Below are 24,065 nucleotides of genomic sequence, written 5' to 3' on the forward strand. Positions count from 1 at the left end.
AGCTAATTCGGCGAGCCACCCATTGTCTGGTAGAGCTCGCTGATGGCTTGATTCAAAACCTTACTTTCAACCGGAACTTCAACTGCCGCACCGGTTTTTTGCGGGACGTGGAAGAAAACATGCGCGTCCACGCGATACCCTGCGTTTGTTTTTGTTGACGTAAGACGCATGACGCTTTGGGGCAGTTCCTGCGGATGGCCGTCATAGTTCAGAATCAGAAAAGCTGTCGCCTTCGGGGGCAGGAACTCACTGCATTCAAAAACTTCGTTCCCGGTTTTTTTGAAAGACTCGCCAGGGCCCGAGCAACTGGTTTCAAACGTATCGAACAGCCGTTTCGGGAAGGACTCAAACTGTGCGCTGCGTGACGGGATGGGCACATCTTGTGGTGCGCATGCAACGATGCAGGTCATGGCCGGGAAAAAATGAAACAACTTCATTCGTTTGAACTCCCTCGCTCTTGGGTAAACCGTTCGGCACATGGCGCAGGTCTGTTTGCCCGGACGGTATTGATTCCCTTTCAAGGTAACCAGCATGCCATTGGTTGATCAAATCCAGATAACTATGCTGGTAAAAACGGGAATTCATTTTGAGAGCGCAAAACGTCGGCGGAAATTCGCCGTGGATGAAGCTGTGGAGGAATCGCAGCCTGCACGCAGAAGGCCTCATGCAACCATCAGGTCAATAAAAAAGATTTGGGAAATGACCGAAAAAGGGCGTTGACCTACTATGGGAACATACGTCAAATTGTATGAGCCAACGAGATTGCCACAACATCTGGTGTATATTCCAGAAAAGGCAGCGGGTGAGGGTCGGATAAGCACAAACGATTAACGTGCGGCCGCATTAGCGGCATTGCGCTGTCCAAGGCAGCGAACAGTACCTTATTGCACGCTTCTCAGGGCGTTGTGGGCGACACCCTGCAACACAAGATTTGGTGTCGGGAATCCAAAATTGAGCTGAATAAACCAGGGCTGCGGACATGAAGATTGAAAGAAAATTCACCAAACCGGATCAGGACGCCTATGCGGAACTGAATTTTGTGTCCGCAACATCTGAAATCCGAAATCCGGACGGTACAATCGTTTTTCGTCTGGATGACATCGAAGTCCCTTCCAGCTGGTCGCAGGTTGCAAGTGATGTGATTGCGCAGAAGTACTTCCGCAAGGCGGGGGTGCCCACCAAGCTCAAGAAGGTGAAAGAAAAGGATGTTCCTGAATTTCTGTGGCGATCGGTTCCCGCGGAAGGCGCAGAGTTCGAAGGAGAAACATCGTCGAAGCAAGTGTTCGACCGTCTGGCCGGTGCCTGGGCCTATTGGGGCTGGAAGGGTGGCTATTTCTCGACCGAGGAAGACGCGCGCGCCTATTTCGACGAGATGCGCTATATGCTGGCGACCCAGCGTGCGGCGCCAAACTCACCGCAGTGGTTCAACACCGGCCTGCACTGGGCTTATGGAATCGATGGCCCGGCGCAGGGGCACCACTATGTCGATTACAAGACCGGCAAGCTGACCAAGTCGAAATCGGCCTATGAACATCCTCAGCCGCACGCGTGCTTCATCCAGTCGGTCGATGATGATCTGGTGAACGAAGGCGGCATCATGGACCTGTGGGTGCGCGAGGCGCGCCTCTTCAAATACGGGAGCGGCACAGGCACCAACTTCAGCCATCTGCGTGCAGAAGGCGAGGCGCTGTCGGGCGGCGGCAAGTCCTCGGGCCTCATGGGCTTTCTCAAGATCGGCGACCGCGCCGCTGGCGCGATCAAATCAGGCGGAACAACCCGTCGGGCAGCAAAGATGGTGATCGTCGATGCAGATCACCCGGACATCGAGCAATTCATCGAATGGAAGGTGATCGAAGAACAGAAGGTGGCCTCGATCGTTGCCGGATCGAAGATGCACGAGAAGATGCTGAACGGCATTTTCGAGGCCATCCGGTCTTGGGATGGATCTGCCGATGACGCCTATGATCCGAACAAGAACGACGCGCTGAAAAAGGCGGTTCGTGAAGCAAAAAAGGTCGCAATACCAGAAACTTACATCAAGCGTGTCTTGGATTATGCTAAGCAGGGCCACGACAGCATCGAGTTCCCGACCTATGATACAGACTGGGATTCAGAGGCGTACAGCTCGGTTTCGGGACAGAACTCGAACAATTCCATCCGCGTGACCAATGCGTTCCTCAAGGCGGTTGAAAAGGATGCCGATTGGGAGCTGATCAACCGCACCGACGGCAAGGTGGCCAAGGTGGTCAAGGCGCGCGATCTGTGGGAAAAGGTTGGCCATGCGGCCTGGGCTTGTGCCGATCCGGGCATCCAGTTCCATGACACGGTCAACGAGTGGCACACATGCCCCGAAGATGGTGAGATCCGCGGTTCGAACCCGTGCTCGGAATACATGTTCCTGGATGACACGGCCTGTAACCTGGCCTCGATGAACCTGCTGACCTTCCTCAAGGATGGTGAGTTCCAGGCAGCGGATTACATGCATGCCTCGCGCCTGTGGACCCTGACGCTGGAAATCTCGGTGACCATGGCGCAGTTCCCGTCGAAGGAAATCGCGCAGCTGTCTTATGACTTCCGCACACTGGGTCTGGGTTATGCCAATATCGGCGGTCTGCTGATGAACATGGGCTACAGCTATGACTCGGACGAAGGCCGGGCGATCTGCGGTGCGCTGACCGCGATCATGACCGGTGTGGCTTATGCGACTTCGGCTGAGATTGCCGGTGAGCTGGGCGCATTCAAAGGTTATGAGCGCAACGCCGAGCATATGCTACGTGTCATCCGCAACCACCGCCGCGCGGCGCAGGGTGTGACGGAAGGCTACGAGAAACTAGCCGTCAAACCGGTGCCACTGGATCACGGCAACTGCCCGGACAAGCGCCTGGTCGATCTGGCCATGTCCGCCTGGGATGAGGCGCTGAGCCTTGGTGAGAAGAACGGCTATCGCAACGCGCAGGCCACCGTGATCGCGCCCACCGGCACCATCGGTCTGGTGATGGATTGCGACACCACCGGGATCGAGCCTGACTTTGCGCTGGTGAAGTTCAAGAAGCTGGCCGGTGGCGGGTATTTCAAGATCATCAACCGCTCGGTGCCTTCGGCGCTGGAAAAGCTGGGCTATTCCTCGTCGCAGATCGAAGAGATCGTGTCCTACGCAGTTGGTCACGGCACCATCGGCAATGCGCCGGGTATCAACCACACCTCGCTGACCGGACATGGCTTTGGCCCGAATGAACTGGCCAAGGTGGATGCGGCTCTGGAAAGCGCCTTCGACATCCGGTTCGTCTTCAACCAGTGGACACTGGGCGAGGATTTCTGCACCGGTGTTCTGGGCATCCCGGCCAGCAAGCTGAACGATCCGACCTTTGACATGCTGCGCCATCTGGGCTTCAGCAAGGCGGATATCGATGCAGCCAACGACCATGTCTGCGGCACCATGACCCTGGAAGGGGCCCCGCATCTGAAGCCCGAGCACTACTCGATCTTCGACTGCGCCAACCCCTGCGGCAAGAAGGGCAAGCGGTTCCTGGGTGTTGACAGCCACATCACCATGATGGCTGCGGCGCAAAGCTTCATCTCGGGCGCGATCAGCAAGACGATCAACATGCCCAATGACGCCACGATCGAAGATTGCCAGAAGGCCTACGAGCTGTCCTGGAGCCTGGGCGTCAAGGCCAACGCGCTGTATCGCGACGGGTCCAAGCTCAGCCAGCCGCTGGCGGCGGCGCTGGTCGAGGATGACGACGAAGCGGCTGAAATCCTCGAAAGCGGCTCGATCCAGGAAAAGGCAGTGACTCTGGCCGAGAAGGTCGTCGAAAAGGTGGTGGTCAAAGAGATCATCCGCAGTCACCGCGAAAAGCTGCCGCATCGTCGCAAGGGGTATACCCAAAAGGCGATCGTGGGCGGGCACAAGGTCTATCTGCGCACCGGCGAATTCGAAGATGGGCAACTGGGCGAGATCTTCATCGACATGCACAAGGAAGGCGCTGGCTTCCGAGCGATGATGAACAACTTCGCCATCGCCGTCTCGGTCGGTCTGCAATACGGTGTGCCGCTGGAAGAATTCGTGGACGCCTTCACCTTCACCAAGTTCGAACCCGCGGGGATGGTGCAGGGCAACGACTCGATCAAGAACGCAACGTCAATCCTGGATTACATCTTCCGCGAATTGGCCGTGTCCTATCTGGATCGTACCGATCTGGCCCACGTGAAACCCGAAGGCGCAACCTTCGATGATCTGGGCCGGGGCGAGGACGAGGGTGTCTCGAATGTTTCGGAAATCAGCGATACAGCCGCGTCCAAGTCGTTGGAAGTGCTGAAACAAATCAGCTCTACCGGTTATCTGCGCAAGCGTTTGCCGCAAGATCTGGCTGTGTTCAATGCGGGTCAGGTCGAGGTGAACGGCATGGCTGAACCGGCGGCTTCCTTTGAAGCACCGGCAGCCGAAACGGCGGTGGCCACAAGCATGGACGCCCGCACAAAGGCCAAGATGCAGGGGTACGAGGGCGATCCCTGCGGCGAATGCGGAAACTACACACTGGTGCGCAACGGCACCTGCATGAAATGCAACACCTGTGGCGCGACAAGCGGGTGTAGCTAAGGAAAGCGCCCCGGCACCCCGGGGCGTAGGGGTCGGACGCTGCCCTAGGTAACCGACCCCGACGAATTCGGAGAAAGGACACAAGACTTACCAGATGTCCTTTCTTCACTCGGCCGACATGCCCGTGTTGGCCGGGAACAGGGTGGGGCGGAATATTTGCTCCCTCCCACTCTTTCACGGAACGGGTGCGCTCGTTCCATGCGACGTCCAGGCCGCAGGCAAAAAAACACCGGGCGGTCAACGAAATGAGCCTGGATGGCGAAACTGACAGGGGGCTTCGGCCCCCTTTCTTTTTTGCGACTGGTTGCCCGGATAAGCGCGGTCTTGCCGGATCGGGCCATGCTTGTCGGGCAAGTTCTGCCGAAACGGGTCTGGCAAGGTTTTGCCCGGCGGTGTGTCGCAACACCGACTCGGGCAAACACGCAAAGATTGGCGCGACTTCCCGGAAATCACGCAAAACGGGTGACGCCTGCGGCTAATCCGGTGTTTCTGGGGCCTGTCCGGACGAAGACATAATCAACTTATCCAGGAGGCACGAAAATGAAACCGCAGTACTTGATTGGGATTTCCATTGCTGCACTGACCTTGCCGGGAGTGCTCTCGGCGCAGTCCTCAACCGACGCCAATGGCGACGGCGTTCTGACCATCGAAGAAATTCAGGCCGTGTTGCCCGACGTTGACGCCGATACATTTTCGGCGATGGACGCAAATGGCGACGGGGCGTTGGATGCTGATGAAGTGGCCGTTGCACAAGAGGCAGGTTTGCTTCCACCCAGCAACGGGTAAACAAGAAAGGGCGGCCCGACACTCATCGGGCCGCTTTTTCAGATGTTATAACGGCAAGTGAATGTTGAATTTTTCCCGAATCTCAGCATCCAGAAGCGGGTCGAACCGGGCCGCCGACGGGGTAGACAGGATCTCATTCTTTCGGGCCACTGCCTTTTCAACCAGATCCGGTTTGCCAAGCTCCACCCATTCCTTGGGGGACGAGCGGTCACCAAAGGTCGGATAGACATAGTCGGCCTGCATCCGGCTTAGGGTCGCATCGGTGCCCAGATAATGACCGGGGCCGCCCATGCATACGGATGCGATCTGATCCAATGCCAGGGTTTCATCGGTCACTTCGATCCCGCGCACACAGCGCAGTGCCTGACCGATCAGGTCGTCGCTGAGGATGAGGCTTTCAAAGCAGAAACCCAGCAGCGAGGCGTGCATGCCAGCGGCTTCATAAACCATGTTCAACCCGGACAGCCCCGCCATCACGTTCGAGCACATCTGTTCCCACCCGGCCTGCATGTCGGGCAGCTTCGAATCTGATGCACCGGCTGCCGCACCCCCAGGCAAGTCGTAGAAACGGTGCATCTGGGCGCAGCCTGCCGTCAGCAGGGCTTGTTCTCCGGAACCGATGGACATTGCGCCGGTCCGCAGATCAAGACCAAAGGGCCAGGTGCCGAAAACTGCGGGTGCGCCGGGACTTACGGCGTTTACATAAACCAATCCCGCAAGGCATTCCGCCGTGGCTTGGGTGATTGCCCCGGCGATGGTTGATGGCGCGGTGGCGCCGGCCATTCCGGCTGACAGCAACAGCACCGGCATCCCGGCCTTGATGCACTCCTCCATCACTTCGCAGCTTTCTGTGGCGAATTTCATCGGAGGGACGACGAAGCAGTTCGAGTTCGACACGAAAGGTCGCGCGCGATATTTGTCCTCGCCGCCCGCGATCATGTAGATCATCTCCATCGCGGGGGCGACGTGGCTGGGTTCCGTGAAGGACGTGCCGATATGTTTGAACGTTCCCGAACAACTTGCGTAGATCGTGTTCAGGTCCATTTCCAGGTTGTCGGCGATATCGCGACAGACCATGGGGCGTTGAACAAAGTGAATATTGTCAAGCTGTTGGCAGATGCGTGCGGCATCGTGCAAATCCTGAACGGTTGAATCACGATACTCGCGACCATGCACGTCGACCATGGAAACGGCGGCACCAGCCGTGCCGTAATGTACTTTTGTACCGGTCAGGTCCAGATCGGTTTTTCCATCGCGGCTGTACAATGTGACCTTGCGGTTCGCTTTTGCGATCGTGTCTTCGACAAGGGCACGGGGAAAGCGGATGCGGCCATCGTCGCCCAGTATGCAGCCTGCACCGACCAGATAGTCGATTCCGCTTTGCGGCGCGTCTGCCAGACCAATGGTTTCCAATGCGGTCAGGGCGGCCTCGTGGATACGTTCGATCTGTGCCTGGGTCAGGACATTCAGGACACCGCCTTCCATACCGGGGCGCACGGGGCGCAGATGTTCAGGCAATGCGGTTGCACGGGCAGCGCGACGCGCAGCGCGACCGCCGCTGCGCGATGTGTTGCGGGATTGGTCGTTCATTTCTTTTTCCGATCTGTGAGAGATGTTTGGGGAACTGGCAAATGGCCGCTTACGGCCGCCCTCTCGCTGCACGCCCCCGGTCCGCACCAATGGTGCGGCTGATCAGGCTGATTTTCCAGTCGTGGTCAGTCATTCCGCCTCTCAACGTTTGGCGCAAGAGTTCCAAAACACGGCGACGCAATCTGTTCTGTTTGCGACCTCAACGGAATTAACTTCAGCAAATGTTTGCCCAACGGTCCACTGACGGAATTCTGAGGCAGATTTTCTCCCGCGGTGACAGAAATCTGTTATACTGCATTCACTTACTCTTGAGCTTTGCGTGCAAGGAATTGAACTCTGACAAAAGCGATCCCAGTTGAATTCAAAGCTAGACATGATCTGAATCCCGAGTGAAATCGCGTTGAAACAGACTTTTGAACTTTTTTCTGCCCTGATTGTCGTGGCTCTGACGGCCAGCGCCAGCCCGGTTTTGGCAGAGGATTGGACAGGCGGTTACGTTGGGCTCAGCTTTGGGTACGCGGATGCGGATGGACCGGGCGGATCAAGCGGGGATGACACCGCCTTTGGTGCGCATGTAGGCTATGATCAGGATTTCGGGGCTTTCGTTCTGGGCGGTGAACTTGAATACAACCGCCTTTCCCTGAACCTCAGCCAGTCTCAGGGCAGTCTGGACAGCATGACCCGATTGAAACTGCGTGGCGGGTACGATTTCGGCAGTGCGCTGGGATATGTCGTCGTTGGTGCGGCACGGGCCGAAACATCCGTCGACAGCGATACCGCCGCTGTTTACGGGATCGGCATCGCTTATCCGATTGGCGAGAATTTTGTCATCAGCGGTGAGGCGCTCCGGCAAGACTTCGATGATGTCACCCGATCCACCGGTGGTCTGGATTCCAACGTCTTCAACTTGCGTACAACGTTTCGTTTCTGACAACAGGCTTATTCAGCTGCGTGCTTCCTCGCAAGATGCGACGCGAATTCGCAAAGCGTTTTCAGCGCAACCGCAAAGCGTTCATCCGCTACGGTCATGGCCACCCGTATGTGCCCGGCAGCGGCCTTGCCGAAGCTTTCGCCGGGCATGACGGCAATCTTGTGTGCGTCCAGCAGCGCGTTGGCAAACGCGTCGCCCGACATCCCGGTCGCGCGGATATCCAGCATCAGATACATGGCGCCCTGCGCGGGGACGAGGCCGACGATGTTTTGCGACGCCAGAATATCCATGGCCAAGGACCGGCGGCGGCGGAACGGGGCGGCGATTTTTTCTTCAAGTTCAACACCCGCGGTCAGCGCAAAACTCGAAGCGTCCTGTACGAACCCGGGAACGCCGTAGGTGGTGTGGGTCGCCAGATTGATCAGATGGGCGATGACCTCCTGTGGGCCGACGACCCATCCACATCGCGACCCGGTCATGGCGTGGGACTTGGACATGGATCCAACCACAAGCGTTCGCTCTGCCATGTCGGGCAGCGCACGCGGAGAAAGATGTTCACCGTCCCAAACCTGCGTGTCGTATACCTCATCCGAGATCAGCCAGAGATCGCGCCGTTTGCACACGTCAGCGACCGCCTCGAGCGATTGACGGGAATAGACCACGCCGGTCGGATTGTTCGGCGTGTTGATCAACAGTGAAACCGCGCCTTCAGCAGCGGCATCGATCCGCTCGGCCTGGGGCTGGAAAGCGTCATCGGCCGGGGTTTGAACCGCACGTGCCACGGCGCCAACACCCCGAATCGTGCCGGGATAGGTGGCGTAGTACGGGTCGAGATACAATCCGACATCACCGGGATCGCAAACGGCCATATGTGCCGCGAACAGGGCGGCTTGCCCGCCGGGGGTGATCAGAACGTTGTTCCGAAAGGTCGGAACGCCAGTGCGGGTCTGAACCCGCGCGGCGACCGTGTCGCGCAGCAGGTCCGTGCCGGGCACCATCGCGTAACCTGTATGGCCGTTGCGGGCCGACAGCTCCATCGCCCGAAGAATCGAAGGGTCGGTTCGGGTGTCATGTTCACCGATCGTCAGTTCGGTTACGGCTTGTCCTTCACTCAACATCCTGCGCGCGCGGTAGAACACGTCCCAGCCATCGCTGCCGCCGCCGGTGATCTGCGTGATGCGTTCAGACAATCTCATGAAATCGCCCCTGGTTGCTTTGCGCTGAATGGGGCAGAGCAGTGGCCGTTTGTCAATCAGCTTCGCGGCGCCAGCGTCGCCTGAAGCTTTTTGGTCAGCGATGCGCGTACGAGGTCATAGGAAACCGTCAAACGATGGCGTAGCTCCTCGGTCTCGGCATCAAACGGCAGGCGGACCCAGCTGCGGTGAAAATAGGGGGCTTTCACCGCGACACCGGCATCAATTAGCATCTGAGCCGTCTCCGCATCGGGTGTTTTGACGGAAACACCGTCATTTGCAATTCCGATACAGGCAAACATCTTGCCGCCTACTTTCCACGCGTCATGACCGCCGCCCCATGGGTCTGACAGTTCTGCACCGGGAAATTCCTTGCAGATGGAATTAATGAAGTCTCGGTCCATGACGGGCACTCTGCCGGACCCGGTGAACAAACTCAACGCTTGGCTTGGCGGGGTTCTCGTGCTAACCGAGGGGCATGAACCCGGTGACCTGCATCATTATCTGCTGCATTACCTGCTGATTTATCAAGCGGGCCGGTTTCTTTCGTTTTCATCCCTGAGACAAGTTGCTAAGCCCGCGCCAACGCGCAAGCCTTTGCTGTTTTCTAGGAGCCCGACCGATGACGACGATCAAGCTGCACAACACGCGGACGCGGACGAAGGAAGATTTCGTACCGATCGACCCTGATAACGTGCGGATGTATGTCTGCGGTCCGACGGTCTATGACCGCGCCCATCTGGGCAATGCTCGCCCGGTGGTCGTGTTCGACGTTCTTTATCGTCTGTTGCGCCATGTTTATGGGGCGGATCACGTGACTTATGTGCGCAATTTCACCGACGTGGACGACAAGATCAACGCCACGGCGCTGGCCCGCAAACAGGCGGGCGCGGAAGGCACGCTGGAGCAACTGGTGCAGGAACGGTCGGATGAGACCATCGGCTGGTACCTGCATGATATGGGCGCTTTGGGCACGTTGGAGCCGAACGAGATGCCGCGCGCGACCCAGTTCATCGCGCAGATGATCGCGATGATCGAAGACCTGATCGCCAAGGGTCATGCCTATGCCGCCGAAGGCCATGTTCTGTTCGCGGTGGATAGCTGGAAAGAGAGTTACGGTAAGCTGTCGGGGCGCTCGGTGGATGACATGATCGCCGGCGCGCGGGTCGAGGTGGCGCCCTACAAGAAGAACCCGATGGATTTTGTCTTGTGGAAACCCTCGACCGATGAACTGCCGGGCTGGGACAGCCCATGGGGGCGGGGACGTCCGGGCTGGCACATCGAATGCTCGGCCATGAGCTATGAGTTGCTGGGTGAGAGTTTTGATATCCATGGTGGCGGCAACGACCTGATGTTCCCGCACCACGAGAACGAGATCGCCCAGAGCAAATGCGCACACCCGCACGGTGAATTCGCGCGGGTCTGGCTGCATAACGAGATGTTGCAGGTCGAAGGCAAGAAGATGTCCAAATCGCTGGGCAATTTCTTTACCGTGCACGATCTGCTGGAGCAGGGCGTTCCGGGCGAAGTGATCCGCTTTGTCTTTTTGCAGACACATTATCGCAAGCCGATGGACTGGACTGAGAAAAAAGCCCGTGAGGCGGAGCGAACCTTGCGCAAATTCTACGCGCAGGCCGCGCAAGGGGTTGGTTATGGCGAGCCGCATCCTCAAATCGTTAACTTTTTGGCCGACGACCTGAACACAGCCGGTGCTATCGCCGAACTCCACCAGTTATCCATCGCTGACGATGTCGTGGGGTTGAGACATTCTCTGCAATTTTTGGGCTTGTTGGGCAAAGATGTCCCGTCGTGGGCTGACACGGCGTCCGTAGACCTGAGTGCGCATGCAGATCGCTTGGCGAAGGCGCGCGTATCTGCAATGGAAAACAAGGATTTCTCGGAGGTCGACCGCCTCAAGGCGGCATATGTTGCGGCAGGGCTTGAGGTTCGAATTAGCAAGGAAGGTGTTGAACTGGTGCCGGGCGCCGGTTTTGATGCCGCCAAGCTGGAGGAGGTCTGATGACCAGAGAACGCCTCTATCTTTATGACACGACGCTGCGTGACGGGCAGCAGACCCAGGGTGTGCAGTTTTCGACCGCTGAAAAAGTGCAGATCGCACAGGCGCTGGACGCATTGGGGGTGGATTACATCGAAGGCGGCTGGCCCGGAGCGAACCCGACCGATAGCGCGTTTTTCGAGGCGGCGCCAAAGACCGCGGCCCGGTTGACGGCCTTTGGCATGACCAAACGGGCAGGGCGCTCGGCCGAGAATGACGATGTGCTGGCTGCGGTGATGAATGCGGGTACGCAGGCCGTCTGTCTGGTTGGCAAGTCGCACGATTATCACGTGACCCATGCGCTTGGCATTTCGCTTGAAGAGAACACGGAAAACGTTCGTGCTTCGGTGGCGCATATCGTGGCGCAAGGGCGCGAGGCGCTGTTCGATGCCGAACACTTCTTTGACGGGTACAAGGACAACCCCGAATACGCGACACAAGTTTGCCGGGCCGCGCTGGAGGCGGGCGCGCGATGGGTTGTGCTGTGTGACACCAACGGTGGCGCGTTGCCGTCCGAGGTCGGGCGGATCGTGTCCGAAGTGATCGCGGCCGGTCTGCCGGGTGAACGGTTGGGTATTCACACCCATAACGATACCGAGAACGCGGTGGCCTGTTCTCTGGCAGCGGTCGAAGCAGGTGCGCGGCAAATTCAGGGAACGCTGAATGGTCTGGGGGAACGCTGCGGCAATGCAAACCTGACGGCGCTGCTCCCGACATTGCTGCTGAAAGAACCCTACGCCTCGCAGTTCGAAACCGGCGTCAGCCTTGACGCGCTGGCCGGGCTGACCCGCATCAGCCGCATGTTGGACGATGTCCTGAACCGGGTTCCCAGCAAGCAGGCGGCGTATGTGGGCGCGTCGGCTTTTGCGCATAAGGCGGGGTTGCACGCCAGCGCGATCCTGAAGGACCCATCGACTTACGAACATGTGGACCCGGCGAGCATAGGCAATGAACGTATCATTCCGATGTCGAACCAGGCGGGTCAGTCGAACCTGCGCAAACGCCTGACCGAGGCGGGGCTGAGCGTCAAAGCCGGTGATCCCGCATTGGGCCGCATCCTTGAACGGATCAAGGATCGTGAAGCGGTTGGGTATTCCTACGACACCGCGCAGGCCAGTTTCGAACTGTTGGCGCGGGATGAACTGGGGCAACTGCCTGAGTTCTTCGAGGTCAAACGCTACAAGGTCACTGTTGAGCGTCGGAAGAACAAATACAACAAGATGGTCAGCCTGTCCGAGGCTGTCGTCGTGGTCAAAGTGGACGGTGAAAAGAAACTGTCGGTTAGCGAATCCATGGACGACTCCGGAAACGACAGGGGGCCTGTGAACGCGCTGGCCAAGGCTCTGGCGAAGGATTTGGGCCAATACTCGCAGGTTTTGTCAGACATGCGCCTTGTCGACTTCAAGGTCCGTATCACCCAGGGCGGGACCGAAGCGGTGACACGCGTCATCATCGACAGCGAAGACGGCCAGGGGCGGCGCTGGTCGACCGTTGGCGTAAGCGCGAACATAGTTGATGCGTCCTTTGAGGCGCTGCTGGATGCGATCCAGTGGAAATTGGTCCGTGATTGCGATCCGCAAAAGGCAGCGGCCGAGTGAGTGTGACCTTCGACGATGATGTCAAAGCCTGCGCCGCGTTGGTACAGCGTGCGGATCCTGATCGGTTCCGGGCGACGATGGCTGCTCCGGTCGCGGCCCGCGTGGTTTTGTTTCCGATCTATGCGTTGAATGTTGAAGTCGCCCGCGCGCCATGGGTGACGCAAGAGGCCATGATTGCCGAAATGCGGCTGCAATGGTGGCGCGACGCGTTGCAGGAGATTGCAGAAGGGTCCGCGGTTCGGCGGCACGAGGTGGTGACGCCTCTGTCGCGGGTCCTGTCGCCGCATCTGGCAGGCGTACTGGATGAATTTGTTGCCGTAAGACGTTGGGATATATACCGGGATCCGTTCGAGGATCAGGAGCACTTTGACGCCTATATCAACCACAGTTCCGGATCTCTTTTCGTCGCCTCTGCGCAGGCGCTGGGTGTGGCGGATGAAAGCGTGTTGCGCGATTTCGGGTACGGGGTCGGTGTGGCAAATTGGTTCCGCGCCATTCCCGAACTGGAAAAGCGGGGTCGCGTACCTTTGCTTGATGGTACGAAGGGCGGCGTTCAGCAATTGGCCCAATCCGCTTTGGACCGATTGCGCAAGGCGCGATCAAAGCGGGGCGACATCGCACCTGAGGCGCGTCCCGCGCTGTATGCGGGTTGGCTGGCGGAACGAGTTCTGAAGCAGGCCATCGCCCAACCCGAGCGGGTGGCGGCAGGAACGCTTGAGCCAGGCGAAATGCGTCAGCGACTGTCGCTGATGTGGACCGTCGGCAGCGGGCGCTGGTGATCAGACCCTTTCGGGATCGGCCGGGCGCAGAACCAGCCACAGCAATGCGCCACCTGCCAGTGTCAGCAAAGGGATCATGGCCAGGTTGACGGCATTCCACCCCTCGATCGCGGATCCGCCCGAGCAGTTCATCAACCCGCCCGAGGCCAGCGATGCCAATGTCACACCGCCAAACACCAACAGGTCATTGAGGCCCTGCATCCGTCCGCGCTCTTGCGGTTCATGCGACGCGGCCAGCATCGTGGTCGCGCCGATGAAGCCGAAATTCCAACCAATGCCCAGAAGAACAAGGGCGACAAAAAAGTTCCCCAATTCGACGCCTTGCAGCGCAACCACCCCTGATGCGGCAAGTATGGCCAAGCCCAGAGCGACGATCTTTTCAACGCCAAACCGGGCGATCAGGTGCCCGGTAAAGAAGCTGGGGACATACATTGCCAGCACGTGACTTGTCACGATATCCGCCGCGTCATTGGCAGAAAATCCACATCCGACAACGGCAAGCGGCGTCGAGGTCATGACCAGATTCATCAACGCATAAGACACCATGGCACAGATGATCGCGACGGCGATGCGGGGTGTTTTCAGCAACTCGATCCGTGACCGCCCCTTGGGTTCATCGGCCGCAGGTTTCGCAGGTGTCGGAATGTCGAGAAAGAAGAACAGCGCCGAGCCCAGAACGTTGATGCCGATTACGGCCATATATGTTCCCAGAAAAGGGATGACGTATGCTTCAGACGTAAGCTTCACGATCTGAGGCCCGATGATGGCGGCCGCCAGCCCGCCGGCCATCACGTATGAAATCGCTTTTGGGCGGTAATCGTCTGACGCGGTGTCTGCTGCCGCAAAGCGATAGAACCCGTGTGCGCTCATGTAGATGCCGGTCAGCAGGCTGCCGACAAGAAAGGTGGGGAACGAGCCCAGAAACAGACCATAGGCCCCGATCAACCCGCCCAGTGCGCCGGCCGTTGCCCCGACAAGGAACCCCACGCGACGGCCCCATTTTTGCATGATGGCCGAGATCGGCGTGGCTGCCAGCATCGATCCCAGAACGATCAGGGATATCGGCAGCGTCGCTAGGCAGGGGTTCGAGGCCAGCGACTGACCTGCAAGCCCGCCGACGATGAACATCATCGGCATCTGCGCGCCCAGAATGGCTTGGGCAGCCACCAGTACGGCCACATTGCGTTTGGCCTGCCGGTCGTCCGGAAGGGTTGAAATCATCGTCATGGGCGAATGGTTATCGGCTAAGTGTTTGCGGCACAAGCGGGTTGCATCTGCGTCACATGCGCCTAACCTGCCCGAAACAAAAGAGCAGGGAGGCCGCATGCCCGCGGGCCGCATCATCGAAACATCGGACTGTGTGGCCGAAGGGGCCGAGTGGCTGGCCAAAACCTGTCCGCGCATGGCGTATGCGATGGATCAGACCGGCCCCTTGCCGCTGCGCCGCCGCCCCGATGGGTTTGCGCAATTATTGAGTGCAATTGTCAGTCAGCAAGTCAGCGTGGCTTCGGCCAATGCGATCTGGAAACGGCTTCAGGATGCAAGGTTGACCGGCCCGCGCAAGATCCTGTGGGCAACGGATGATGATCTGCGGGCAGTTGGGCTGAGCCGACAGAAGATCCGATATGCGCGGGCACTGGCCGAGGCACGTATCGACTATAAGGCACTGCGCGATGCAACTGACGCCGATGTCGTCGCCATATTGACGCAAGTTCCGGGTATCGGTGTCTGGACAGCCGAAATCTATGCCATGTTCTCACTGGGTCGCGCAGATGTCATCGCACCCGGTGATCTGGCCCTGCAAGAGGCGGCGCGCATCCTCTATGACTTGCCTGAACGTCCAACGGACAAGGAGCTGCGCAAAATGGCCGAGGCCTGGTCGCCCTGGCGTTCGGTTGCGGCACGGGTGTTGTGGGCCTATTACCGGGTTGCAAAACAAAGAGAAGGGATCAGATGACACGGGTTTTGAATGCGCTCCGGAAAGAGCCTGTTTCGGGCGACACGCGCTCGGTCGTGGTGTTCGTGCATGGCTATGGCGCAAACGGTGCCGATCTGCTGGGATTGGCCGATCCGCTGGGTGAACACCTGCCCGACACGTTGTTCGTGGCCCCCGACGCCCCCGAGCAGATCCCCGGAATGCCCAACGGGTATCAGTGGTTTCCGATTCCGTGGATCGATGGATCTTCCGAAGAAGAAGCCCGCCGGGGCATGGAAATGGCTGTCGAGGACTTCAACGCCTTTCTGGACGCGCTGATGGTGGACGAAGATGTTCTGCCCGAACAGGTTGTGTTGTTTGGCTTCAGCCAAGGCACCATGATGAGCCTGCACGTTGCGCCGCGGCGGGAAGATCCCGTGGCCGGGATCGTAGCCTTCTCAGGCCGTTTGCTGGAACCCGATCTGCTGGTGGATGAAACTGTCAGCCGGATGCCTGTCTTGCTGGTGCATGGCGACGCTGATGACGTTGTTCCGCCGCAGTCCCTGCCGGAAGCGGCCGAAGCCTTGCAGGCTGCCGGCTTCAAAGAGGTCTATGCCCATGTCATGAAAGGTACCGGGCACGGTATCGCCCCGGATGGGCTGAGCGTTGCGCTGGCCTTCATGCGCGACAAGCTGAGCCTTTAGTCTTTGGAACTTGATCAGCGGAGCGCCCATGCGTTCCGCACCAGATCAAGTCCAAAGGTGCGCTTCGGCGAACTCGACCGAGTTTCCGGCCGGGTCGCGCACATACAGTGACCGTACGCCGCCAGGCCAGTCAAACTCGGCATCTACCGGAATATTCCAGTCCAGAAGGTGTTTGCGCATCACTGCGATTTCATCTCGTGACAGCACAAGACACACATGTCCGGGGCCGCGCGCGCCGTGGGGCGGAACCGGCATGCCGGGGTCGAGCGGCGGTTGTTCGGTCTGGTCGGGATTGAAAATCAGCAGGACCGATCCGCCGATGCGATAGAAAACATGGCGGTCCGCGACACGTTGTATGCGTTCGAGCCCAAGAACTTCGCCATAAAACTGTTCTGCCGCGTCCAGATCATCGACATAGAGCGCCGCTTCCAGAATGGCCGAAGGGGCCGGGATGTCAGGCGTTTTCTTCATGACCCCAGTCTAGCAGACCGGGGCAGGGTCTGTCACCGGCGTGGGCGACGGTCGCGCTTGCGTTGGGGGGCCGCGTTCAGTGTCGGCATTGGCAGACTGTCCCACTGCCCGGGCTCAAGATCATCTAGGGTCCAGTCTCCGATGCGGTACCGGATCAGGCGCAGCGTCGGCAGACCAACTGCCGCTGTCATCCGGCGCACCTGTCGGTTTTTGCCTTCACGTATGGTCAGTTCAAGCCAGCTGTCCGTTACCGTCTTGCGTTCACGGATCGGCGGGGTGCGCGGCCAGAGCATTTCGGGCTCGTTGATCTGGCGGGCCTTGGCAGGACGGGTCAAACCATCCTTCAATTCCACCCCGTTGCGAAGCGTTTTCAGGGCAGCCTCGTCGGGGGTGCCCTCAACCTGAACCCAATAGGTTTTGGCCATCTTGTGCTTTGGGTCAGAGATCTGGGATTGCAACTTTCCATGATCCGTCAGCAGCATCAAACCTTCACTGTCACGGTCTAGTCTGCCCGCCGGATAGACGCCCGGCAGATCGATGAAATCGGACAGCGTGCTGCGCGGGCTGTCCGTATTGGCGCGGTCGGTGAACTGCGGCAGAACATCATAAGGTTTGTTGAAGCGAATGAACCAGGACATGATCTGCGCATAGCCTGAAGATCGCCCCCGGTGCAAGCTGTGGATAACTGTCATGTGCCTGTTACGGATTCGCGTTACCCCGTCTGCGACATATTGTGGAAAATCAGGGCTTGTCAGAGTTTTAACACGATATATAGTTACAAAAAGACCGGGGCGGGTGCTCCCCGCTCTGGTGTCACAAACGGGCAGCTGAGAGCGAGGAGCGATTCTGTGATGGACGGAGACTTCAGGACCGAATTTGTAAGGGAGCCGGGTGCGCTCAAACAACACCCGGCCCTGGTTTTGAACGCCGATTATCGCCCCTTATCCTATTACCCGCTGTCACTGTGGCCCTGGCAAGAAGCGATCAAGGCGGCTTGGCTGGATCGGGTCGATATCGTGGCTGAATATGACGAGGTCGTCCGCAGCCCGAGCACCGAGATCCGAATACCCTCGGTCGTTGTTTTGAAAGACTATGTAAAACCCAGAAAGCGCGTGGCCTTCACGCGCTTTAATTTATTTTTGCGGGATGAATTCCGCTGCCAGTACTGCGGCAGCCGGGACAACCTGACCTTTGACCATGTGGTGCCACGGGCCGCCGGTGGTGTGACCAGTTGGCAGAACGTGGTGGCGGCGTGCAGCCCGTGCAATCTGCGCAAAGGGTCGAAATCGCTGCGCCAGGCTCGGATGACCTTGCGCAAGCCGCCACGTCAGCCCGATGCCGAAGCGTTGCGCAATATTGGACGGAAGTTTCCGCCGAACCACCTGCATGAAAGCTGGATCGATTTCCTGTACTGGGATGCCGAGCTGGACGAGTTCTAAGCCGCGCGGGATTTCCATGCGGCCAGCCAGATCAGGACCAGCACAGCAGAAGCAATAGCGTTCCAGCCTGCCATCGAGATGCCGAACATCTCCCAAGGGATATCATCGCACCGCACCAAAGGCGCGGACATGATTTGATCGAACAGATCGTCTGCGGACAGACCGCTGATGCTGCCGGATGTGCAGCTGCTTGGGCCTTCCCACCAGCCTTTTTCAACGCCGGCGTGAAATGCACCCACCGCCGAAGTCGTCGCGGCCGCCGCTGCGCCCAGCAAAGGAAGAAAGGTCAGCCTCGGTAAAGCCAGAGCCACGGCGCCGATCGCGATGGCCACTGCATGTGGATAGCGCTGCCAGATGCACATCTTGCATGGCGCAAGCCCGCCGAGATGCTGAAAGCCAAAAGCGGCCAGAAGAAGGGCCAGTGATCCTAGACTTGCCACCGCGACAAGTTGCGAACGTCTCGTCATAAGTATTTCACCACCAGGAAACCGCCAAACAGGAGGATGATGAACAAAGTGAACATTAGCCCCAGGCGCTTTTCGATGAAGTCGCGGATCGGCTCACCGAATCCCCAGAGCAGACCTGCCACCAGGAAGAACCTCAAGGCGCGAGCCAGAATCGAGGTGGCAATGAAGGTTCCAAGCGGCATGCCGGTCCAGCCGGACATAATAGTGATGACCTTGTAAGGGAAGGGGGTCACACCAGCGGCCAGAACGGCCCAGAATCCGAAGTCGTTGAAACGGGTATTGAATTCTTCCATGGCATGGGCTTTCCCCATGGATTCCAGAATGGGCTGCCCGATGCTTTCATAGAAAAACGCACCAATCGCATAGCCCAACATGCCCCCCAGAACCGAAGCCACCAGTGCCACGGTTGCGATCAGCCATGCCCGGGACGGGCGGGCCAGAATCATCGGAATCATTAACACATCTGGCGGAATCGGGAAGAACGAACTTTCGATGAAAGCCACGATGGCCAGCGCCCACAGCGCGTGAGGGTGTTCGGCCAGACGAATGGTCCAGTCATAAAGCGATCGTAACATAAAGCACTCAAATCCCGTTTTCGGTCTGAAGCCCAGCCAAACCATGCGCCTGACGGACCGTCAACAGTCGAGGGCGAAACAAATGGAATATTGGATGGTTTTTGCCTCTGGACCTTCGCTCGGATGGGCGCTAATCCAGTGTTCGTGGCCCAAGTGGCGGAATGGTAGACGCAGGGGATTCAAAATCCCCCGCCTTCACGGGCGTGAGAGTTCGAGTCTCTCCTTGGGCACCACAGTTCCGACAAACTCAAAACACCGTCCGTCCTCTTGGCGGGGTGCCGTGATCAAGGTGATGATCCGCAACCTAGATCTTCATGTCCTGTTTGAGGTCCTCTGTAGCAGCCCGTGAATGCCACGACGTTCCGGGCCTGCTTCAACGACAGATCATCAGGCCCCCGGCCGGGGGGGATCTTGAACCGGGTTGGTGTTGAAGGGCCTTTGTCAGATTCGCCGGAACGTACAAACGTGATATGCCCTGCCTCCTTATCCGAAACGCGGTTCGCTCTGTTTCGCGGTGATTTGCGCCAGGAATGAGGTCAGGTTTTGGATTTGGAGTGACTGCATGAACCCAGACGGCTCGCTGTGAACTGATGGGGAAAGTTCGGGATTTATGCTCATATATGCGAATTGGCGCAGGTCAGACCGGTGCCGGCCTTGACATTGTGGGTATCTGAATGAAACCTCGAAAGGGTTGGGAGAAATTGGGAAATTCAAAGATTTGTAGCCGTTGCGATGCGGGCCGGTTTGTATTATCGGCACGCTTCCCTGAGCAGGTGATCAAACTTGATTTCCAACTGCCAGACAAAAAAAGTGGGAGTTAACAGATGAAAAACAGCAGCAAACTGAGCGTCGGCGCCTTCGTCACCGCAGCCCTTCTGGCTCCGGCGGCATATGCCGAAGAGTTCATTACGATCGGTACCGGTGGTGTCACCGGCGTTTACTATCCGACCGGCGGCGCGATCTGTCGTCTGGTCAACAAAGGCCGGAAAGAGCACGGCGTGCGCTGCTCGGTCGAATCGACCGGTGGTTCAGTCTACAACATCAACACCATCCGCGAAGGCGAGCTGGAGTTTGGTGTGGCCCAGTCCGACTGGCAGTACCACGCCTATAACGGCACCTCGAAATTCGAAGAAGCCGGCCCGTTCGAAGGCCTGCGCGCCGTGTTCTCGGTGCACCCCGAACCCTTCACCGTTGTGGCCCGCGCCGATTCCGGCATCACCAACTTTGAAGACCTGAAGGGCAAGCGCGTCAACATCGGCAACCCCGGTTCCGGTCAGCGCGGCACCATGGAAGTCCTGCTGGGCGAAATGGGCTGGACCACAGATGATTTTGAACTGGCGACCGAGCTGAAAGCGGCTGAACAGTCGGCAGCCTTGTGCGACAACCAGATCGACGCGATGGTGTACACCGTTGGCCACCCCTCAGGTTCGATTCAGGAAGCCACCACCGCGTGTGACTCGGTTCTGGTGAACGTAAGCGGCGACGCGGTTGACAAGCTGGTCGGCGACAACTCGTTCTACCGTACCGCAACCATCCCCGGTGGCATGTACCGTGGATCTGATGAAGACACCTCGACCTTTGGTGTGGGCGCGACCTTCGTGACCTCGGCAGATGTATCGGATGATGCTGTCTATGCGGTCGTCAGTTCGGTCTTTGAAAACTTTGATGATTTCAAAAAGCTGCACCCGGCGTTTGCGAACCTGAAGCCCGAAGAGATGATTGCGGATGGCCTGTCGGCTCCGCTGCATCCGGGTGCCGAGAAGTACTACAAAGAAAAAGGCTGGATTCAGTAAACCAGACCTGACGCAGGGTGCCCAAGGGCGCCCTGCACAAAACCCGTGTGAAACGGGATTTCAGAAGGCCGAACAATGGCCGCGACGGGGAGACATTTGATGAATTCCGACACTCATTCCAATCGTCCGCTTTCCGAAGAAGAGCTTCAGGATCTGGTTGCATCTTCTGACGCAGGAGGGCGCAATCCGGTCGGGAACGTGGGCGTTTTCCTTGCGGTCGTGGCCGCGATCTGGTCGATATTTCAAGTTGTTCTGGCCTCGCCCCTGGCGAATTATGTCTTGCCCGGAAGCGTCGTGAACAATGCTCGGCAATTCCATCTGGCTTTTGCTTTGTTTCTGGCCTTTGCCGCTTATCCGGCGCTCAAATCCAGCCCCCGGAACTATATTCCGGTTCAGGATTGGATCATGGGATTGGTGGGCGCGTTCGTCGCGCTGTACGGCTATTTCTTCTATGACAAGATCGTTAATGCGGGCGGTTTGGCCGACGACACCGACAAATGGGTTGCGTTGCTTGGCCTGGTGCTGTTGTTCGAGGCCGCGCGCCGTGCGCTTGGCCCGGCCATGGCAATTATCGCGACCATATTTTTGGCCTATGTCTTCTTCGGTGCCTCGGAATGGGTGCCCGAAGTTATCCGCTGGAAGGGCGCGAGCCTGAAAAAGGCGATGAGCCACATGTGGATCACGTCCGAGGGCGTGTTTGGTATCGCACTGGGTGTTTCCACGAAATTCGTCTTCCTGTTCGTGCTGTTTGGCGCATTGCTGGATAAAGCCGGGGCAGGGAACTACTTTATCAAGATGGCCTTTGGGGCCCTGGGCCACCTGCGTGGTGGTCCGGCCAAGGCGGCGGTTGTGGGCTCGGCTGCGACCGGCCTGATCTCGGGCTCGTCGATTGCCAATGTTGTTACCACCGGTACCTTCACCATCCCGCTGATGAAGCGCGTCGGGTTCAGCAGTGAACAAGCGGGCTCGGTCGAGGTTGCCAGTTCGGTCAACGGGCAGATCATGCCGCCGGTGATGGGGGCCGCTGCATTCCTGATGGTGGAATATGTGGGCATCTCATATGTCGAGGTGATCACCCATGCCTTCCTGCCAGCAGCGATTTCCTACATCGCACTGGTTTACATCGTGCACCTCGAGGCCGTGAAGCGGAACATGCCCACGCTGGGCGACCGCGATGTGCATCTGGCGCGGACCGTAGTGGGGATGCTCGGCTTTTTCCTGGTGTTCGCAGGTCTTTGCTATGGGTCACAATTCCCGGTGAATGCCGTGACAAGCTGGGTGCCGTCGGCCGCTGGGATCGTGCTCAGCCTGATTATCTGCGCGGTATATGTCGCACTGCTTTATCTGGCGGCACAGGTGCCTGACCTGGAACCGGACGACCCTAACGCAAAAGAGGTTACGCTTCCGGTCATCGCCGATATCTACAAAGCTGGCCTGCATTACCTGCTGCCGATCATCGTTCTGGTCTATTTCCTGATGATCGAACAGAAGTCACCGGGCCTGTCCGCCTTCTGGGCCACATCGCTGCTGTTTGTCATCCTGCTGACGCAGAAGCCGCTGAAAGCGATGTTCCGCGGGCAGAGCAACCTGTACAACACTTTCATCGATGGTGTTGCCGACCTGTGGCAAGGTCTGATCGACGGGGCACGCAATATGATCGGCATCGCGCTTGCCACGGCAACCGCGGGCGTGATCGTGGGAACCGTCACGTTGACGGGTGTTGGTCAGGTGATGGCCGATCTGGTCGAGTTCCTGTCGGGCGGCAATCTGATCCTGATGCTGGTCATGGTCGGGCTACTCAGCCTGATCCTGGGCATGGGTCTGCCAACAACCGCGAACTATATCGTTGTCAGCTCGTTGATGGCCGGGGTGGTTGTTGAGTTGGGCGCCCAAAGCGGGCTGATTGTTCCATTGATCGCTGTCCACCTGTTCGTGTTCTATTTCGGGATCATGGCCGACGTGACACCTCCGGTCGGGCTGGCCAGTTTTGCTGCTGCGGCTGTGTCGGGCGGTGATGCGATCAAAACCGGTTTCACGGCGTTCTTCTACAGCCTGCGTACCGTGGCGCTGCCCTTCGTGTTCATTTTCAACACCGATCTTCTGCTGATCGATGTGACATGGGTCGAAGGGATCATAGTGGCGATTTTTGCGACGATAGCGATCCTTGTCTTCACGGCAGGCACCATGGGGTACTTCCTGACCCACAGCCGCATCTACGAAAGTATCGCTCTGATCGCCGTTGCCTTCGCCCTGTTCAGGCCGGATTTCTTCATGGATCGCATCGCGCCTCCATACACTTCGGTCGAGCCTGCGGCGTTTGTCGAAACCATTGGCCAGACTCCTCCCGGAACCGAGGTTCGCATGGTGATCAGCGGGCCGGATTTTGATACCGGCAAGATGGTGGACACCACGATTGTGGTGCCAGTCGGATCCGAAGAGGGCGGTGAAGCGCGCGTCGATGCCATGGGGCTGCTGTTGCTGGAAGAGGATGGCCTTGTCAAACTTGACGAGCCGATGTTTGGATCACCGGTTGCCGAAGATCTGGCCAACTTTGACTATTACGGTGACGAGGCCGTGCGTCTGAGCTCGGTCAGCCTGCCGTCCAGCCAGCCTCCGAAGCAACTGGTCTATATCCCGGCGCTGATCCTTCTGGGTCTGATCGCTTTCCTGCAACGCGGCCGTGCCGCCAGACAAGAGGTGCTCGTATGACACGTTCCGTTCTGTGTGCCGTTGATATCAGCAATGGCGAGATTGATGCACCGGTGCTGCAAAAAGCAGCCGCTCTGGCGGATATGGAAGGGGCGCAACTTGACGTGGTAACAGTGCTGCCCGATTTCGGGGAAAGCTGGGTGTCGGGGTTTTTCGAATCCGATTTTCACGACAAGGCGTTGGAGGAAGCGCAGGCCAAGCTGACGGCGCTGTGCGTATCGGCCCTGGGCGCCGAGCGCAACGAAACCATCCGCCATGTGGTTGCGACAGGAACAGCTTATCAGGAGATTTTGAAGACGGCCGAAAATGCCGGCTCTGATTTGATCGTAATCGGAGCCCACAAGCCGGATTTCAAGGATTACCTGCTGGGCCCGAATGCGGCACGCGTGGTGCGACATTCCAACGTCTCGGTTTACGTGGTGCGCTGACTCGAAAAGCAGATGCAGTGCACAGAGGTGC

General features: G+C 58.4%; 22 protein-coding genes and 1 tRNA gene. 14 read left to right on the forward strand and 9 right to left on the reverse strand.

The window, feature by feature from the left end; all coding sequences use genetic code 11:
* Window positions 1-2: 2 nt before the first annotated feature.
* A complete protein-coding gene (locus GOW31_RS03740) occupies window positions 3-533 on the reverse strand; it encodes a hypothetical protein (protein WP_254441631.1) in 531 nt (176 codons plus the stop codon).
* A 446-nt stretch (window positions 534-979) separates the two neighbouring features.
* Between GOW31_RS03740 and GOW31_RS03745 the strand changes: the two genes are divergently transcribed.
* Window positions 980-4,600 carry a vitamin B12-dependent ribonucleotide reductase gene (locus tag GOW31_RS03745; protein WP_171167975.1) on the forward strand — a complete coding sequence of 1,207 codons (3,621 nt, stop codon included), beginning with the start codon at window positions 980-982 and terminating at the stop codon, window positions 4,598-4,600.
* A 540-nt stretch (window positions 4,601-5,140) separates the two neighbouring features.
* Complete coding sequence (locus GOW31_RS03750) at window positions 5,141-5,386, forward strand: hypothetical protein (RefSeq protein WP_117868858.1); 246 nt, start codon at window positions 5,141-5,143, stop codon at window positions 5,384-5,386.
* A 45-nt stretch (window positions 5,387-5,431) separates the two neighbouring features.
* Here GOW31_RS03750 and GOW31_RS03755 read toward each other — a convergent pair whose 3' ends face one another.
* Window positions 5,432-6,976, reverse strand: a complete 1,545-nt coding sequence (locus GOW31_RS03755; protein ID WP_171167977.1) for a trimethylamine methyltransferase family protein — start codon at window positions 6,974-6,976, stop codon at window positions 5,432-5,434.
* 400 nt (window positions 6,977-7,376) lie between these two features.
* Between GOW31_RS03755 and GOW31_RS03760 the strand changes: the two genes are divergently transcribed.
* On the forward strand, window positions 7,377-7,907 hold the full coding sequence (locus GOW31_RS03760; protein ID WP_171167979.1) for an outer membrane protein: 531 nt from the start codon (window positions 7,377-7,379) through the stop codon (window positions 7,905-7,907).
* Window positions 7,908-7,915: 8 nt separating this feature from the next.
* Here GOW31_RS03760 and GOW31_RS03765 read toward each other — a convergent pair whose 3' ends face one another.
* Complete coding sequence (locus GOW31_RS03765; RefSeq protein ID WP_171167981.1) at window positions 7,916-9,103, reverse strand: pyridoxal phosphate-dependent aminotransferase; 1,188 nt, start codon at window positions 9,101-9,103, stop codon at window positions 7,916-7,918.
* 56 nt (window positions 9,104-9,159) lie between these two features.
* Window positions 9,160-9,504 (reverse strand): MmcQ/YjbR family DNA-binding protein, encoded by a 345-nt coding sequence (locus GOW31_RS03770; protein ID WP_171115769.1) that lies wholly within the window; start codon window positions 9,502-9,504, stop codon window positions 9,160-9,162.
* Here GOW31_RS03770 and GOW31_RS03775 point away from each other — a divergent pair.
* The 4 genes from GOW31_RS03775 to GOW31_RS03790 are packed head-to-tail and all read left to right on the forward strand — an operon-like array spanning window position 9,503 to window position 13,533.
* Window positions 9,503-9,790: a hypothetical protein gene (locus GOW31_RS03775; RefSeq protein WP_171167983.1), complete on the forward strand. Its 288-nt coding sequence runs from the start codon at window positions 9,503-9,505 to the stop codon at window positions 9,788-9,790. The genes GOW31_RS03770 and GOW31_RS03775 overlap by 2 nt on opposite strands.
* The gene (gene cysS, locus GOW31_RS03780) at window positions 9,723-11,120 is read left to right on the forward strand and encodes a cysteine--tRNA ligase (RefSeq protein ID WP_171167985.1); all 1,398 of its coding nucleotides are present in this window, start codon (window positions 9,723-9,725) and stop codon (window positions 11,118-11,120) included. Before GOW31_RS03775 ends, cysS begins: the two co-directional genes overlap by 68 nt.
* On the forward strand, window positions 11,120-12,754 hold the full coding sequence (cimA, locus tag GOW31_RS03785) for a citramalate synthase (protein WP_171167987.1): 1,635 nt from the start codon (window positions 11,120-11,122) through the stop codon (window positions 12,752-12,754). The genes cysS and cimA overlap by 1 nt, the downstream gene beginning before the upstream one ends.
* Window positions 12,755-12,756: 2 nt before the next feature.
* Window positions 12,757-13,533: a squalene/phytoene synthase family protein gene (locus GOW31_RS03790; protein ID WP_171116538.1), complete on the forward strand. Its 777-nt coding sequence runs from the start codon at window positions 12,757-12,759 to the stop codon at window positions 13,531-13,533.
* Here GOW31_RS03790 and GOW31_RS03795 read toward each other — a convergent pair whose 3' ends face one another.
* A complete protein-coding gene (locus GOW31_RS03795; RefSeq protein WP_171115775.1) occupies window positions 13,534-14,760 on the reverse strand; it encodes an MFS transporter in 1,227 nt (408 codons plus the stop codon).
* A gap of 97 nt (window positions 14,761-14,857) precedes the next feature.
* On the opposite strand from GOW31_RS03795, the gene GOW31_RS03800 reads away from it, so the two are divergent.
* Both GOW31_RS03800 and GOW31_RS03805 read left to right on the forward strand, forming a co-directional pair.
* Entirely contained in the window at window positions 14,858-15,490 is a 633-nt protein-coding gene (locus GOW31_RS03800) for a DNA-3-methyladenine glycosylase (RefSeq protein WP_171115777.1), read from the forward strand.
* Window positions 15,487-16,152 carry an alpha/beta hydrolase gene (locus GOW31_RS03805; RefSeq protein WP_152458076.1) on the forward strand — a complete coding sequence of 222 codons (666 nt, stop codon included), beginning with the start codon at window positions 15,487-15,489 and terminating at the stop codon, window positions 16,150-16,152. The genes GOW31_RS03800 and GOW31_RS03805 overlap by 4 nt, the downstream gene beginning before the upstream one ends.
* 45 nt (window positions 16,153-16,197) lie before the next feature.
* Here the strand turns inward: GOW31_RS03805 and GOW31_RS03810 are convergent, their stop codons facing one another.
* Window positions 16,198-16,623, reverse strand: coding sequence for a VOC family protein (locus tag GOW31_RS03810; protein WP_171167989.1), 426 nt, complete (start codon window positions 16,621-16,623; stop codon window positions 16,198-16,200).
* A 32-nt stretch (window positions 16,624-16,655) separates the two neighbouring features.
* Window positions 16,656-17,261, reverse strand: coding sequence for an rRNA large subunit pseudouridine synthase E (locus tag GOW31_RS03815; RefSeq protein WP_171167991.1), 606 nt, complete (start codon window positions 17,259-17,261; stop codon window positions 16,656-16,658).
* A gap of 213 nt (window positions 17,262-17,474) precedes the next feature.
* Here GOW31_RS03815 and GOW31_RS03820 point away from each other — a divergent pair, with 213 nt between their 5' ends.
* Window positions 17,475-18,062, forward strand: a complete 588-nt coding sequence (locus GOW31_RS03820; protein WP_152458073.1) for an HNH endonuclease — start codon at window positions 17,475-17,477, stop codon at window positions 18,060-18,062.
* Here the strand turns inward: GOW31_RS03820 and GOW31_RS03825 are convergent.
* Both GOW31_RS03825 and GOW31_RS03830 read right to left on the reverse strand, forming a co-directional pair.
* Window positions 18,059-18,529: a disulfide bond formation protein B gene (locus GOW31_RS03825; protein ID WP_171115783.1), complete on the reverse strand. Its 471-nt coding sequence runs from the start codon at window positions 18,527-18,529 to the stop codon at window positions 18,059-18,061. The genes GOW31_RS03820 and GOW31_RS03825 overlap by 4 nt on opposite strands.
* Entirely contained in the window at window positions 18,526-19,104 is a 579-nt protein-coding gene (locus tag GOW31_RS03830; protein ID WP_152458071.1) for a YqaA family protein, read from the reverse strand. The genes GOW31_RS03825 and GOW31_RS03830 overlap by 4 nt, the downstream gene beginning before the upstream one ends.
* A 147-nt stretch (window positions 19,105-19,251) precedes the next feature.
* Here GOW31_RS03830 and GOW31_RS03835 point away from each other — a divergent pair.
* From GOW31_RS03835 to GOW31_RS03850, 4 genes are all read left to right on the forward strand, one after another.
* A tRNA-Leu gene (locus GOW31_RS03835) sits at window positions 19,252-19,337 on the forward strand.
* Window positions 19,338-19,928: 591 nt separating this feature from the next.
* A complete protein-coding gene (locus tag GOW31_RS03840) occupies window positions 19,929-20,897 on the forward strand; it encodes a TAXI family TRAP transporter solute-binding subunit (RefSeq protein WP_171167993.1) in 969 nt (322 codons plus the stop codon).
* A gap of 99 nt (window positions 20,898-20,996) precedes the next feature.
* A complete protein-coding gene (locus tag GOW31_RS03845) occupies window positions 20,997-23,606 on the forward strand; it encodes a TRAP transporter permease (protein ID WP_171167996.1) in 2,610 nt (869 codons plus the stop codon).
* Window positions 23,603-24,034 (forward strand): universal stress protein, encoded by a 432-nt coding sequence (locus GOW31_RS03850; RefSeq protein ID WP_152458067.1) that lies wholly within the window; start codon window positions 23,603-23,605, stop codon window positions 24,032-24,034. Before GOW31_RS03845 ends, GOW31_RS03850 begins: the two co-directional genes overlap by 4 nt.
* Window positions 24,035-24,065: the final 31 nt, after the last annotated feature.

The sequence above is a fragment of the Ruegeria sp. HKCCA0370 genome (assembly GCF_013033705.1).
Lineage (GTDB): Bacteria > Pseudomonadota > Alphaproteobacteria > Rhodobacterales > Rhodobacteraceae > Ruegeria.

Excerpts from the sequence above, each read along its gene's own strand:
- GOW31_RS03740 (WP_254441631.1), bottom strand. The coding sequence starts at position 533 with ATGCTGGTTACCTTGAAAGGGAATCAATACCGTCCGGGCAAACAGACC.
- GOW31_RS03745 (WP_171167975.1), top strand. The coding sequence starts at position 980 with ATGAAGATTGAAAGAAAATTCACCAAACCGGATCAGGACGCCTATGCG.
- GOW31_RS03750 (WP_117868858.1), top strand. The coding sequence starts at position 5,141 with ATGAAACCGCAGTACTTGATTGGGATTTCCATTGCTGCACTGACCTTG.
- GOW31_RS03755 (WP_171167977.1), bottom strand. The coding sequence starts at position 6,976 with ATGAACGACCAATCCCGCAACACATCGCGCAGCGGCGGTCGCGCTGCG.
- GOW31_RS03765 (WP_171167981.1), bottom strand. The coding sequence starts at position 9,103 with ATGAGATTGTCTGAACGCATCACGCAGATCACCGGCGGCGGCAGCGAT.
- GOW31_RS03775 (WP_171167983.1), top strand. The coding sequence starts at position 9,503 with ATGACGGGCACTCTGCCGGACCCGGTGAACAAACTCAACGCTTGGCTT.
- GOW31_RS03770 (WP_171115769.1), bottom strand. The coding sequence starts at position 9,504 with ATGGACCGAGACTTCATTAATTCCATCTGCAAGGAATTTCCCGGTGCA.
- cysS (WP_171167985.1), top strand. The coding sequence starts at position 9,723 with ATGACGACGATCAAGCTGCACAACACGCGGACGCGGACGAAGGAAGAT.
- cimA (WP_171167987.1), top strand. The coding sequence starts at position 11,120 with ATGACCAGAGAACGCCTCTATCTTTATGACACGACGCTGCGTGACGGG.
- GOW31_RS03795 (WP_171115775.1), bottom strand. The coding sequence starts at position 14,760 with ATGACGATGATTTCAACCCTTCCGGACGACCGGCAGGCCAAACGCAAT.
- GOW31_RS03800 (WP_171115777.1), top strand. The coding sequence starts at position 14,858 with ATGCCCGCGGGCCGCATCATCGAAACATCGGACTGTGTGGCCGAAGGG.
- GOW31_RS03805 (WP_152458076.1), top strand. The coding sequence starts at position 15,487 with ATGACACGGGTTTTGAATGCGCTCCGGAAAGAGCCTGTTTCGGGCGAC.
- GOW31_RS03810 (WP_171167989.1), bottom strand. The coding sequence starts at position 16,623 with ATGAAGAAAACGCCTGACATCCCGGCCCCTTCGGCCATTCTGGAAGCG.
- GOW31_RS03815 (WP_171167991.1), bottom strand. The coding sequence starts at position 17,261 with ATGTCCTGGTTCATTCGCTTCAACAAACCTTATGATGTTCTGCCGCAG.
- GOW31_RS03820 (WP_152458073.1), top strand. The coding sequence starts at position 17,475 with ATGGACGGAGACTTCAGGACCGAATTTGTAAGGGAGCCGGGTGCGCTC.
- GOW31_RS03825 (WP_171115783.1), bottom strand. The coding sequence starts at position 18,529 with ATGACGAGACGTTCGCAACTTGTCGCGGTGGCAAGTCTAGGATCACTG.
- GOW31_RS03830 (WP_152458071.1), bottom strand. The coding sequence starts at position 19,104 with ATGTTACGATCGCTTTATGACTGGACCATTCGTCTGGCCGAACACCCT.
- GOW31_RS03840 (WP_171167993.1), top strand. The coding sequence starts at position 19,929 with ATGAAAAACAGCAGCAAACTGAGCGTCGGCGCCTTCGTCACCGCAGCC.
- GOW31_RS03845 (WP_171167996.1), top strand. The coding sequence starts at position 20,997 with ATGAATTCCGACACTCATTCCAATCGTCCGCTTTCCGAAGAAGAGCTT.
- GOW31_RS03850 (WP_152458067.1), top strand. The coding sequence starts at position 23,603 with ATGACACGTTCCGTTCTGTGTGCCGTTGATATCAGCAATGGCGAGATT.